Genomic DNA, 11,971 nt, shown 5'->3' on the forward strand with positions numbered 1-11,971 from the left:
GCGCGCGGTTTTTTGTTTGCAACAAAGCCGCCGCCTCGCTGGAACTTTGCGTGGCCTCTCGAGCTTGTCCGCTCGCAAAGCGAAGCGACAACCGAGTTCTGCGAAGAAATTGAAACGCGATTCAAAAATCTTTGAATTTTCAAACGATTGAAATGATTTCAATCGTTTCAATGGGTTAGCGTGCCATTTTCCGGTCGGAGAAGTTCTGTTATCGCCAGCACATCACGCTTTCAGGCGGCGGATTGCGCAGGGAGACTTTGGATACATAAGCGCGCAAGCGTCGCCAGTTGGTTGCAATCGATAGATATGAAGGCGCAATGGATGTGCCATGGTGAGGGATAGGAGTTGACGATGGTGGATGCAAAGATGTTGGACCAGATGCGCTCGGCGCCCGGTTTTATCGCGGCGCTGGACCAGAGCGGTGGTTCGACACCGAAGGCCTTGAGCCTCTATGGCATCGCCGAAAACGACTATCAAAGCGAAGAAGAGATGTTCAGCCTGATGCATGCCATGCGGGTACGCATCATGACGGCACCGGCTTTCACCGGAGAAAAGGTGATCGGCGCAATCCTCTTCGAGCGCACGATGGATGGTGAAGCAGAAGGCCAATCCGTGCCGTCCTATCTCTGGCAGAAGCGGGGCGTCGTGCCCTTCCTCAAGATCGACAAGGGGCTGCTCGATCAGGAGAATGGCGTGCAGTTGATGAAGCCCATGCCGGATCTCGACGCACTGCTGATCCGCGCCCGTGAGAAAGGCATTTTCGGCACCAAGATGCGCTCGGTCATCGCCGATGCTGACAAGGCTGGCATTGCCTCCGTCGTCAAGCAGCAGTTTGAAGTCGCGCGTCAGATCATTGCCCAAGGTCTCGTGCCGATCATTGAGCCGGAGGTTTCGATCGGCAGCGCCACGAAGCAAGAGGCCGAAGCCATCTTGCGCGACGAAATCGCTGCCGAACTCGACAAACTACCCTCCGGCGACAAAGTCATGCTGAAGCTGACCATTCCGACGGTTGCGGATTTTTATGCCCCTCTCGCCGCCCACTCCTCGGTGGTTCGTGTCGTTGCGCTGTCCGGTGGCTATAGCACCGCAGACGCCTGCGAGAAGTTGAGCCACAACCACGCCATGATCGCCAGCTTCTCCCGTGCGCTCACCGAGAAACTGCGCGTCACCATGAGCGATCAGGACTTCAACCAGAGCCTGGCGGAAACCATTAGCCAGATCTATGCGGCCAGCGTCAACAAGGTCTGACCGCACGACGAGAGAAAGGCCCGGTCACGCATCGGGCCTTGCTGCTTCAATGGATCGCGACGAAATCGAAAAGGCGAACCGGTCCATTTGCTCTTGCCCATGCTGAAGGGCCGTCCTATATCGGCCCTCGTGAGGACGACCTCCCCCATCTTGGGCCATGTCTGCGGGACGACCCGCCTGTTTTCCCGGAGGGAACAACATGCGCAGCGTCGCAGATCGTATTCGTCACGCGTTAAGCTTTGAAATCCTTGGACTTGCTCTGGTGACCCCTCTAGGTGCCCTGGCCTTTGACATGCCGATGAGCGATATCGGCGTGGTCGGCGTCGTCGGCGCAACCATCGCTACCGCCTGGAACTACCTCTACAACCTCGGCTTCGACCACGCGATGAACGCATGGACGGGTACCACGCAGAAATCCGTGCTGCAGAGGATTGTGCATGCAGCCCTTTTTGAAGCTGGCCTGCTTGTGATCCTGATGCCCTTCATTGCCTGGTATCTCGGCATCGGCATCTGGGAAGCCTTCGTCATGGACGTAGCTTTCGCCCTTTTCTACATGGTCTATGCCTTCGTCTTCAACTGGGCCTATGACCGGCTGTTCCCGCTGAAGGAATGGCAGGCCGCGCAAGAGGCTTGAGGCTTCCTTTCGCATTGACGGGGGTTACGGGCGCAGAAGAAGGGTCAGGGACCAGAGGGCAAAGGCGACAACCGCAAGCTTCCAGAAGTCGCCACGCCGCTTCAGACCTGGCAAGCCCAGCGGGCGGATGAGCTGGACGATCATGGCGAGGAACAGGAACAGCGAAATCGCCTTTGTCATCGTCTGGACTGCTTTCTTTAAGGTGCCGGTCCAACCGAAACGGAACTCACCGCCCGGCTCAGGGTTTAGAGCTTGAACCCGCTAATGCATCTCAATGCAAGTCATGACGCTGTCACTTTTAAAGGTCAGAGAAATTCGACCTACCGTTGTCTTGTTCAGATAACGGTAGGAAGATCGGCCTAGTGTGACTGACAACCCGCGCCATTGGCCTGCCCCAACCCCGAAAATGACGACATACCATGAGCCGTAACCTGCTTCCTGTGATGGCCCTGCTTCTGGGCACGCTTTTCCTGTTTCTCGGAAACGGTCTGCATGGCCTGCTTCTGCCTGTGCGCGGCGCAGCCGAGGGCTATTCCAACGAAGTTCTCGGCCTGCTCGGCACCACCTGGGCCAGCGGATTCGTGCTCGGCTGCTTCGTCGCACCGCAGCTCGTGATGCGCGTCGGCCATGTGAGGGCCTTTTCGGCCTTTGTCTCGCTGATTTCGGTGACCGCCCTCCTCACCGGCATCCTCGTCGATTCCTACTGGTGGGTGGCCTTGAGGATCATCACAGGCTTCTGCACGGCGGGAACCTCGATGATCATCGAGAGCTGGCTGAACGAGCGCGCCACGAATGAAAGTCGCGGCATGATCTTCTCCTTCTATATCTCCATCACGTTGATCGGCGTGGTAGGCGGTCAGATGCTGGTCGGCGTGTTCGATCCGCTGACCTCGATCCTCTTCATGATCTGCGGCATCGTCTATGGCATCGCCGTCCTGCCAACCCTGATGTCGAAAGCTGCCACACCGCAGCCGCTGAATTCGATCACGCTCGATCTGCCGCTGCTCTATCGAAACTCGCCGGTATCCTTTGTCGGCATCCTGCTCGTCGGCATAGCCAACGGTGCCTATGGTACGCTTGGCGCCGTCTTCGGCGCCCGCGCAGGGCTCGATGCCGGCACGATCGCCATCCTCTTGTCGATCACCATTTTCCTCGGCGCCGTCATGCAGTTTCCGGCCGGCAAGCTCTCCGACCGCATTGATCGCCGCTATGTGCTCGCCGCCCTCGCCTTGATGGCCTCCCTTGCTGCTCTGGTGCTATTCGTCTTCGCGCCGACCGATCCCTTGCAGATCTTCATCTTTGTCGGCATCTACGGCGCGGCAGCCAATGCGCTCTATCCGATCGCCGTTGCGCATGCGAACGACTTTGCCAAGTCGGATGAGTTCGTGAAGGTTTCCGGCGGCCTGCTCCTGCTTTTCGGCATCGGCACGATCATCGGCCCGACGATCGGCGGCCCCGTCATGACGGCAGCCGGGCCCTACGCCCTCTTTGCAGTGACGGCCATCGCGCATCTCTCGATCACCGCCTATGCCCTTTACCGCAGCAGGCTGCGGGCCGCCATCCCGGCAGAGGATCGCGAAAACATGCCGAACCTGCCGCTCAGCGCCTCGCCGATGTCGACCCCTGAAAGCTTGACTCTCGACCCTCGCGCCGCTCCTCTGGAGGAGACGGTCGAGGCAACCGAGGACGATGAACGTGCGGAGGAACGGGTATGAATGACGATCAGGAACGCAGCACAAAAACGACGCGTCACGAGATCGGGTCTGATCTCTCCGCTATTTCGCCGGACGAATTGCGCCTGCGAATCACTGAGCTTGAGGCGGAAATCGCCCGCATCAGCGCGGAACTTGCGCAGAAGGAAGCCAGTCGCCGGGCCGCTGACAGCTTCTTCACCCCCAAAGTATAGGGATGATATCTCCTCATTTTCTCGTGATTGATCCACAAGAAATCACAGAAAGCTTATGCATTAACGCTTCATTAATCGTTTTCGTATTAACTACGTTCATCCAGTCTCCTGGATTCAGACGGTTTCTCCGTGAGGGTCAGGTCTGATTTTCTCCCTGTTTTACCTTCAGAGCCGCAATTGCGGCTCTTTTTTTGCGTATCGCAGCAGCGTTACCGCAAAATTGTGGGAATTAACCCTTCCTTAAGATACGTCTTGCGGATTTTCGGTAATGGTAGCATCTTGCCCCCTACCAAAAGAGGCAGGAACAAGTCCACGACGCTGTCGTTACATGCTTCAGTGATGTGTTTTACAGGAAAGCTCTCATGTCGGAACTCGGAGTGAATACGGTCAGCTTTGCCGGAAAGGCAGCAGCGTCCAGCCAGTTCAAGTCGACTTATGCCGAAGGCATGGGCCTGGTCGAAGAAACCGCGAGCTATCTCGATGGTCCTGGCCGAGCTGCAGCAAAGGTTCTTCCGCGTCAGGCCTCCGTGCTCTACGCGGCTGAATCCATGCGCCTCACCACGCGCCTGATGCAGATGGCATCCTGGCTCCTGCTTCAGCGCGCCGTCAACAATGGCGAGATGAGCCGCGACCAGGTGATTTCGGAGAAGAGCAAGGTTCGTCTCGACGGCTTCAATGTGGATCGTGCCGCTCCTGGCTGGAACGACCTGCCGGAATCCTTCCGTGACCTCGTGGAGCGCTCTCTGCGCCTGCAGAACCGCATTTCTCTCCTTGACCGCGAGATCTACCGTCCCGAAGAAGAGATCATTCACCCGGACAATGAAAACAGCGTCCAGGCTCAGCTTAATCTTCTGCGCACCGCGTTTAACGCCGGCTGACTGGCCGGCGATCAGCACTGAACTTTAAAGCCCGGCCTGCCTACGCAGGACCGGGCCTTTTTCTATCTTTCGACGAGCGGGCATGGCCCGACCAAACGGGCCAAACGCAAAAAACCCGGCACAAGGCCGGGCTTTTCGATGCATTCGCAGTCGACAGCGATTAGAGGCCGAGGCCGCCGAAACGCTTGTTGAACTTCGAAACGCGGCCGCCGCGGTCCAGCAGCTGCTGGTTGCCGCCGGTCCAGGCCGGGTGCGAAGTCGGGTCGATTTCGAGGTTCATCACGGCGCCTTCAGAACCCCAGGTCGAGCGGGTTTCATATTCGGTGCCATCGGTCATGACGACCTTGATGACGTGGTAGTCGGGATGGATGTCAGCCTTCATGGTTCTATTCCTGCTGTGCCGTGCGGTCCATTTGCCGCAATTGCCTCGGCAAGACCTATTCAATAGATGAAGCCGCAGTCCTTATGGGCTACGGCTTCCCAATTCGATGCCGTGCCTATACATGAAGGGCGCAGGGATAACAAGTACCATGGCGCGAAAGCCTGTGGTCCTGAAACAGAGCATGAGTGGGAGCATCAAAGCGTGACGTCGCAAGCCGAAATCAACGATAAGAAGCGCCACTCGTTGAAGCCGCTGGCTTCGCTCCTGCCCTATCTGAAGCGCTATCGCGGGCTTGTCGCCGGCGCCATCCTTTTTCTCGGGCTCGCAGCCGCCACGACGCTTGCCCTGCCCCTTGCCATCCGCCGCATGCTCGATCACGGCTTTTCTGAAGCCGATAGCGGCTTCGTCGATAAGTATTTCGCGATGATGATCGTCATGGCGCTTGTGCTCGCGATTGCGAGCGCGCTTCGCTATTACTTCGTCATCACCATTGGCGAGCGTGTCGTGGCAGATCTTCGCGGCGATGTCTTTGCCCAGGTCACCCGCCTCTCGCCGTCCTTCTTTGACGTCAACCAATCCGGCGAGATCGTCTCGCGCCTGACGGCGGACACGACTCAGCTCAAGTCAGCCGTGGGCGCCACCGCCTCGCTTGCATTGCGCAACTCGATTCTCTGTCTTGGCGCAATCGCCATGATGATCGCAACCAGCCCGAAGCTGTCGATCATGGTGCTTGCCGCCATCCCCGTCATTGTCTTTCCGCTGGTCGGTTTCGGGCGCTCGGTGCGAAAGCGCTCGCGTGCCGCTCAAGATACGCTCGCGGAAGCCTCGACCTTTGCCGGCGATATGATCGGTGCGGCCCGAACCCTCCAGGCCTTCAATGGCGAACAAACGGCACGGACCCGCTATGTTTCTGCCGTCGAGAGCGCCTATGACGCAGCCCGAGCCGCCATCAAATCACGTTCGCTTCTGACGGGCGTGGCGATCACACTCGTCTTCGGCAGTGTAGTCGGTGTGCTCTGGTATGGCGCCCACAGCGTGCTCGCCGGCACGATGACCGCCGGCACACTTGGCCAGTTCCTGCTGTACTCGCTGATCGCTGCGGGCTCGCTCGGCACGCTTTCGGAAGTCTGGGGCGAACTGTCCCAGGCTGCCGGCGCTGCCGAAAGGCTGACCGAACTGCTTGCCGAGAACCCGGCCATCGCGGCTCCCGCCAATCCGGTGGCGCTGCCCAAACCGGCCAAGGGCGCAGTCAAATTCGAAGACGTGCATTTCACCTATCCGTCGAGCCCGACCAAATCGGCGTTGAATGGCCTGAGCTTCTCTGTCGCTCCCGGTGAAACGGTTGCGATCGTTGGTCCGTCGGGGGCCGGCAAGAGCACGATCTTCTCCCTGATCCTGCGGTTCTACGATCCCGCGACCGGCACCATCCGGCTTGATGGTGTGGACCTGCGCGATGCCGACCCGAAGGTCATTCGCGACCGGATCGCGATTGTGCCGCAGGATACGACGATCTTCGCGTCGACAATTCAAGACAACATCGCCTTTGGCAGCCCCAACGCCACGCGGGCCATGGTGGAGGCCGCTTCTAATGCCGCCCAGGCAGGCGAATTCATCGGGCGCCTCGAAAACGGCTTCGACACCATGGTCGGCGAGCGCGGCATCACCCTCTCGGGCGGCCAGCGGCAGCGCATCGCCATTGCCCGCGCCATCCTGCGCGATGCGCCGCTTCTCCTCCTCGATGAAGCGACGTCGGCGCTCGACGCCGAAAGCGAGACCCTGGTGCAAAAGGCACTGGAAATCCTGATGCGCGACCGCACCACGATTGTCATCGCCCACCGCCTGGCAACCGTGCTGAAGGCCGATCGCATCCTTGTGCTGGATCAGGGTGTCATCGCGGAGGAAGGGACGCATCAAAGCCTGATCCGCGATGGCGGGCTCTACGCCAAGCTCGCCCGCCTGCAGTTCGAAACCGGCGGACGCGACTTTACGGCCGCCGCGCAGTAACGCGAAGGCTGCAGGGGATGGTCGATCGGCAGATATGCCCTGCCCCCACTCCCAGACCTTATTGCCCTGCATGCCGGCCGGCAACGCGGCCGGAAAACAAGCAACCGCCCAGGAATGTCCCTTCAAGCGCATTGTAACCATGCATGCCACCGCCACCGAAGCCTGAGACTTCACCGGCAGCATAGAGCCCCGGCACCGGGCTGTTCCCGGCATCGAGTACCCGCCCCTGAAGATCGGTGTGCAGACCGCCCAAGGTCTTGCGGGTCAGGATATGCAGGCGCACGCCGATTAGCGGCCCCGCAGAAGGATCGAGCAGTCGCTTTGGCTTGGCCGTTCTGAGCAAACGGTCACCAAGATAGCGCCGCGCTCCGTTGATGGCGGTGATCTGGATATCCTTGCTGAAAGGGTTGGCGATTTCGCGGTCTCTAGCCTCGATCTGCGTGCGAAGATGATGCACGCCAAGCCGATGCTCGCCCGACAACTCGTTCATGCCGACAATCAGATCTTCGAGGGTATCGCGGACGACAAAATCCTCGCCCTTGTCCATGAAGGCCTGCACCGGTCCCGGCGGATTTTTGCCGAGGCGCTTCAATAGCAATGGAATATCCTTGCCGGTGATATCAGGGTTCTGCTCGGAGCCCGAAAGGGCAAATTCCTTCTTGATGATCGCACGGTTGAGAATGAACCAGGAGTAATCGTCGCCCCGCGCGCGGATCGCTTTCAGCGTGGCAAGCGTATCGAAACCCGGCAGGGCGGGCGCTGAAAACCGGTTGCCATCGGCATCGCACCAGAAGGAGGATGGCCCCGGCAGAATACGGATACCGTGATTGGGCCAGATAGGATCCCAGTTCTTCAGGCCCTCTGTATAGTGCCACATCCTGTCGCCGTTGATCACGGCACCGCCAGCCTCGCGCGAAATGCCGAGCATGCGACCGTCAACATGCGCAGGCACCCCGGCCACCATCTTGCGTGGCGGCTCGCCGAGGCGCTCGATTGGCCAATGCTTGCGCACGAGATCATGATTGCCGCCGATTCCGCCCGACGCGACGATGGTTGCGGCAGCCCGCACCTCAAAATCGCCAACGACATTCCGCGAACTCAAGGCACCACGCACAACAGGATCTGCAGCAAGGATGCTGCCCGCAGCGCCGGTAACCGCACCATTGGTGACCAGCAGCCGATCGACGCGGTGGCGAAACAGGAAGGTCAGTCGGCCAGCATCCGCTGCGGCCCTCGCCGCGCGAATAAATGGCTCGATCACCGCAGGTCCGGTGCCCCATGTCAGATGAAAACGCGGCACGGAATTGCCGTGGCCATGTGCCAGAAGGCCGCCACGCTCCGCCCAGCCGACAACCGGAAACCAGCGCATGCCCTTCTGCCGCAGCCATTGGCGCTTCTCGCCTGCGGCAAATTGCAGATAGGCCTCGGCCCATCGACGCGGCCAGAGATCTTCCGGCCGGTCGAAACCGGCAGACCCCAGCCAATCCTGCCGCGCAAGATCGATGCTGTCGCGGATGCCCATTCGCCGTTGCTCTGGACTATCGACAAAGAACAGCCCTCCCAGCGACCAGAAGGCTTGCCCGCCAAGGCTCTGCTCACCCTCCTGATCAATGAGGCCAACCGTCAGGCCGCGCTCGACGGCCTCCGTTGCTGCCACAAGCCCCGCAAGCCCGCCACCGATCACCAGTATATCGAATTCCCGCATCGGCACTCCCCCTCAGCGGACGATCTTACCTTTACGAATACGTAACTCAACCCACCGATAGCAGACCTGCAACCAAAAGACGCCCGGCAGATCCTTACCGTTCGGTGAGCTTCAGTTCGATGCGCCGGTTCTGGGACAGGATTTCAGGCGTGTCTCCTTCCGCGATCGGCTGATACTCGCCAAAACCCGCGGCCACCAGGCGATTGGCCGGCACACCGCGCTCGATCAGGAATTTGACGACAGAGGTCGCGCGGGCCGATGAAAGCTCCCAGTTGTCGCGGTAACGGCCCGTTCCCGAAAGCGGCGAAGCATCCGTATGACCGTCGACGCGCAGCACCCAGTTGATCTCCGAGGGGATCTCCCTCGCAAGCTCAAGCAGCGCCTGCGCCAGCTTGCCCATCTCGGTGCGCCCTGCATCATCGAGGTCCGCACCACCAACCGGAAAGAGAACTTCGGACTGGAAAACGAAGCGGTCGCCAACAATGCGAATGTTTTCGCGGTCCGACAGGATTTCCCGCAAACGCCCGAAGAAATCCGAACGGTAGCGATTTAGCTCCTGCACGCGCTGCGCAAGCGCCACGTTCAGACGACGGCCAAGATCGGCGATCTTTGCCTGCGACGCATCATCCTTGGCCTCGGAGGCCTGCAGTGCGCCTTCGATCGCCGCGATCTGCGCCCGCAGCGCCGCGATCTGCTGGTTCAGCAGCTCGATCTGGCTCATGGCGCGTGCACTGACCTGGCGTTCGGCATCGAGTTCCGTCGACAGTTGACCGATTCGGACCGAAGCCTGATCCGCAGAGCCGACGCCATTCGCAAGCAATTGTTGCAACCTCGACCGCTCGGTTTCCGAAGACGACAACGAGGATTGAAGCTGGGCGAGCATGTCTTCGAGATCCTGCTTGCCACCCTTCTCAAGCGCAAGAAGCTGGGTCAGCTCGGCGATCTGGCTGTTCAGCCGGTTGAGCACCTCATCCTTGCCGGTAATCTCGCGGCTCAGGATGAACTGCGCCAGCACAAACACGGTCAGCAGAAACATGATGGCCAGCAGAAGCGTCGACAGCGCGTCGACGAAGCCTGGCCAGTAATCGACCCCGCGCTCCCTGCGGCGGTTGCGGCCGAGCGCCATTACTTGCTCCCGCCATTCTTGTCCGAGGTGATGCGATCATTCAGCCGGTCGAGCGTCTTGCGCATGGCACGCGCATCTTCCTGCTGGGCTTCGATCCAGTCGCGCAGCATCTGTTGCTCGTTGCGCATGTTCTTCACCAGGCCCTGAATGCTTTCGGCAAGACCGGCGATGGCAGCAATCGAACGGTCATTGCCGCCGTCACGCCCTGCGATTTTCTGCACTTCGGCAAGCAACTGGCGAATATCGGCACCTGCCAGACCGGCAGCTGCATCCCCGCCCCGCTCCTGATCGAGATCCGTCATGCCCGACAGCCAGTTTTCCAGTTCGGTGTAGAACCGGTTCTGCGCCCGACCCGCCTGCAGGTCGAGAAAGCCGAGAATGAGGGAGCCGGACAGGCCGAGAAGCGAAGACGAAAACGCCGTTCCCATGCCCGACAGCGGCGCCGTCAGTCCGGTTTTCAGGGATTGCAGAATGTCGTTGCTATCGCCCGAAGACGGATTGAGCGACTGGATGACGTCGTTGATCGAGGCAATCGTGCCAAGCAGACCCCAGAAGGTGCCGAGCAGGCCAAGAAACACCAGAAGACCGATGAGGTAGCGGCTGATATCGCGCGATTCATCCAGACGCGTGCCGATGGAATCGAGAATGGACCGCAGCGCGGTGGTCGAAATCGCAATGGAGCGACGCCCCCCGAAAAGCGCCCGCATCGGCGCGAGAAGACGCGGATCACGTCCCACGCGGTCTGCCCCGCCCGCAGCCCGGAACGAGTTGAACCAGCGCACCTCGGGACGCAGGGCCAGAACCTGGTTGAACACCAGAACGATGCCGACCACCAGAACACCGAGAATGAGGCCGTTGAGGCCAGGATTGGTGATGAAGGCCGCATGCGCCTGCCGATAGAGGATGGCGGCAATAAATCCGACAATGATCAGAAAGATGATCATCGTCGTGAAAAACGGCATCGGGCTGGAGAGCTTCTGGCCGTGGTCTCCTGTCCGGACCTCGACCGCTTCCACGTCCTCCAGTCTCACTCTTGCCATGTCGTCTTCAACCTCCGGGGAATCTTGGGCCGGAGGCTAGTGGAAAATTAAGACGAATTGAAGCCGCGAAACCGAGGTAATTTACCTTATATTTCAGGCATCACGCCTGCGGCACCGGACGGTTGACCACCTCTTCCAGTGCCTTGCGGATATATTCGTTGCCGGCAAGCACGGTGCCGTTTTCGAACATTTCCTGGCCACCCTTCATGTCGGAGGCAAAGCCGCCGGCTTCGCGGATCAACAGCAGGCCAGCTGCGATGTCCCAGGCGTTGAGCTGGGCTTCCCAGAAACCGTCGAGGCGACCGGCCGCGACATAGGCGAGGTCAAGCGCGGCCGCACCCAGGCGACGAACGCCGGCGACTTCGCCCATGACGTGACGCAATTCGACAAGGAACTTGCCGTGCTGGCCGCGGCCAAGATGCGGCATGCCGCAGCCGATGACGCAATCAGACAGCACCTTGCGCGCGCCGACCCGGATACGGCGATCGTTCAAGAAGGCGCCGCCGCCCTTTTCTGTGGTATAGAGTTCATCGGTTGCCGGATTGAAGATCACGCCGGCAACGATCTCGCCATTGCGCTCGAGTGCAATCGAGACGGCAAACTGCGGAATGCCATGGAGGAAGTTGGTCGTGCCATCGAGCGGATCGACGATCCAGCGATGTGCGCCGTCCGTGCCCTTGATCTCCTCACCTTCCTCACCGAGGAAACCATAGGTGGGCCGCGACTTCAAAAGCTCCTCGCGGACGATCTTCTCGGCGCGGAAATCGGCCTGCGAGACGAAATCACCGGGGCCCTTGACCGATACCTGCAGGTTCTGGACTTCGCCAAAATCGCGCGACAGCGATTTACCGGCCTTCAGCGCGGCCTGAACCATAACGTTGAGAAGGGCTGAACGGGCCATGTAGATATTCCTTGAAATCGGGGGACGCTGATGCGGCGCTGGATGGAAGCGCGGGCGTGGCGACGGTTGGCCGGTTCAAGACCACAAATATTGCCGGATTTCAAGGAAAAACCCGCAAGCACGGCAAAGCCCGGGCGAAACGCCTAA

General features: G+C 60.0%; 12 protein-coding genes. 6 read left to right on the forward strand and 6 right to left on the reverse strand.

Features of this window, described 5'->3' with window-relative positions; all coding sequences use genetic code 11:
* The first annotated feature begins 351 nt into the window (after positions 1-351).
* Positions 352-1,248 carry a fructose bisphosphate aldolase gene (locus tag FAA97_RS15870; RefSeq protein ID WP_136599538.1) on the forward strand — a complete coding sequence of 299 codons (897 nt, stop codon included), beginning with the start codon at positions 352-354 and terminating at the stop codon, positions 1,246-1,248.
* A gap of 199 nt (positions 1,249-1,447) precedes the next feature.
* Complete coding sequence (locus FAA97_RS15875; RefSeq protein ID WP_136599539.1) at positions 1,448-1,882, forward strand: PACE efflux transporter; 435 nt, start codon at positions 1,448-1,450, stop codon at positions 1,880-1,882.
* Positions 1,883-1,906: 24 nt separating this feature from the next.
* On the opposite strand, the gene FAA97_RS21105 is transcribed toward FAA97_RS15875, so the two are convergent.
* Complete coding sequence (locus tag FAA97_RS21105) at positions 1,907-2,062, reverse strand: hypothetical protein (RefSeq protein ID WP_168801018.1); 156 nt, start codon at positions 2,060-2,062, stop codon at positions 1,907-1,909.
* A 239-nt stretch (positions 2,063-2,301) separates the two neighbouring features.
* Between FAA97_RS21105 and FAA97_RS15880 the strand changes: the two genes are divergently transcribed.
* The 3 genes from FAA97_RS15880 (at position 2,302) to rcdA (ending at position 4,666) form a co-directional block, all read left to right on the forward strand.
* On the forward strand, positions 2,302-3,597 hold the full coding sequence (locus tag FAA97_RS15880; RefSeq protein ID WP_136599540.1) for an MFS transporter: 1,296 nt from the start codon (positions 2,302-2,304) through the stop codon (positions 3,595-3,597).
* Entirely contained in the window at positions 3,594-3,788 is a 195-nt protein-coding gene (locus FAA97_RS15885; RefSeq protein ID WP_136599541.1) for a DUF1192 domain-containing protein, read from the forward strand. The genes FAA97_RS15880 and FAA97_RS15885 overlap by 4 nt, the downstream gene beginning before the upstream one ends.
* A 362-nt stretch (positions 3,789-4,150) precedes the next feature.
* Positions 4,151-4,666, forward strand: coding sequence for a protease adaptor protein RcdA (gene rcdA, locus FAA97_RS15890; protein ID WP_136599542.1), 516 nt, complete (start codon positions 4,151-4,153; stop codon positions 4,664-4,666).
* Positions 4,667-4,826: 160 nt separating this feature from the next.
* Here the strand turns inward: rcdA and rpmE are convergent, their stop codons facing one another.
* A complete protein-coding gene (gene rpmE / locus FAA97_RS15895; RefSeq protein ID WP_006726858.1) occupies positions 4,827-5,048 on the reverse strand; it encodes a 50S ribosomal protein L31 in 222 nt (73 codons plus the stop codon).
* 201 nt (positions 5,049-5,249) lie between these two features.
* Here rpmE and FAA97_RS15900 point away from each other — a divergent pair, with 201 nt between their 5' ends.
* Positions 5,250-7,052 carry an ABC transporter transmembrane domain-containing protein gene (locus FAA97_RS15900; protein WP_136599543.1) on the forward strand — a complete coding sequence of 601 codons (1,803 nt, stop codon included), beginning with the start codon at positions 5,250-5,252 and terminating at the stop codon, positions 7,050-7,052.
* Between the two features lie 58 nt (positions 7,053-7,110).
* Here FAA97_RS15900 and FAA97_RS15905 read toward each other — a convergent pair whose 3' ends face one another.
* The 4 genes from FAA97_RS15905 to FAA97_RS15920 all read right to left on the reverse strand — a co-directional run bounded on the left by FAA97_RS15905 (position 7,111) and on the right by FAA97_RS15920 (position 11,824).
* A complete protein-coding gene (locus FAA97_RS15905) occupies positions 7,111-8,757 on the reverse strand; it encodes an FAD-binding dehydrogenase (RefSeq protein ID WP_136599544.1) in 1,647 nt (548 codons plus the stop codon).
* A 94-nt stretch (positions 8,758-8,851) separates the two neighbouring features.
* On the reverse strand, positions 8,852-9,883 hold the full coding sequence (locus tag FAA97_RS15910) for a peptidoglycan -binding protein (protein ID WP_136599545.1): 1,032 nt from the start codon (positions 9,881-9,883) through the stop codon (positions 8,852-8,854).
* Positions 9,883-10,923, reverse strand: a complete 1,041-nt coding sequence (locus FAA97_RS15915; protein WP_136599546.1) for a flagellar motor protein MotA — start codon at positions 10,921-10,923, stop codon at positions 9,883-9,885. Before FAA97_RS15915 ends, FAA97_RS15910 begins: the two co-directional genes overlap by 1 nt.
* A 100-nt stretch (positions 10,924-11,023) precedes the next feature.
* Positions 11,024-11,824: an inositol monophosphatase family protein gene (locus FAA97_RS15920; RefSeq protein WP_136599547.1), complete on the reverse strand. Its 801-nt coding sequence runs from the start codon at positions 11,822-11,824 to the stop codon at positions 11,024-11,026.
* Between the last annotated feature and the right edge of the window lie 147 nt (positions 11,825-11,971).

The sequence above is a fragment of the Peteryoungia ipomoeae genome (assembly GCF_004912165.1).
Lineage (GTDB): Bacteria > Pseudomonadota > Alphaproteobacteria > Rhizobiales > Rhizobiaceae > Allorhizobium > Allorhizobium ipomoeae.

What these genes read in the sequence shown, in the direction of transcription:
- FAA97_RS15870 (WP_136599538.1), top strand. Translation starts at nt 352, where the DNA reads ATGGTGGATGCAAAGATGTTGGACCAGATGCGCTCGGCGCCCGGTTTT.
- FAA97_RS15875 (WP_136599539.1), top strand. Translation starts at nt 1,448, where the DNA reads ATGCGCAGCGTCGCAGATCGTATTCGTCACGCGTTAAGCTTTGAAATC.
- FAA97_RS21105 (WP_168801018.1), bottom strand. Translation starts at nt 2,062, where the DNA reads ATGACAAAGGCGATTTCGCTGTTCCTGTTCCTCGCCATGATCGTCCAG.
- FAA97_RS15880 (WP_136599540.1), top strand. Translation starts at nt 2,302, where the DNA reads ATGAGCCGTAACCTGCTTCCTGTGATGGCCCTGCTTCTGGGCACGCTT.
- FAA97_RS15885 (WP_136599541.1), top strand. Translation starts at nt 3,594, where the DNA reads ATGAATGACGATCAGGAACGCAGCACAAAAACGACGCGTCACGAGATC.
- rcdA (WP_136599542.1), top strand. Translation starts at nt 4,151, where the DNA reads ATGTCGGAACTCGGAGTGAATACGGTCAGCTTTGCCGGAAAGGCAGCA.
- rpmE (WP_006726858.1), bottom strand. Translation starts at nt 5,048, where the DNA reads ATGAAGGCTGACATCCATCCCGACTACCACGTCATCAAGGTCGTCATG.
- FAA97_RS15905 (WP_136599544.1), bottom strand. Translation starts at nt 8,757, where the DNA reads ATGCGGGAATTCGATATACTGGTGATCGGTGGCGGGCTTGCGGGGCTT.
- FAA97_RS15910 (WP_136599545.1), bottom strand. Translation starts at nt 9,883, where the DNA reads ATGGCGCTCGGCCGCAACCGCCGCAGGGAGCGCGGGGTCGATTACTGG.
- FAA97_RS15915 (WP_136599546.1), bottom strand. Translation starts at nt 10,923, where the DNA reads ATGGCAAGAGTGAGACTGGAGGACGTGGAAGCGGTCGAGGTCCGGACA.
- FAA97_RS15920 (WP_136599547.1), bottom strand. Translation starts at nt 11,824, where the DNA reads ATGGCCCGTTCAGCCCTTCTCAACGTTATGGTTCAGGCCGCGCTGAAG.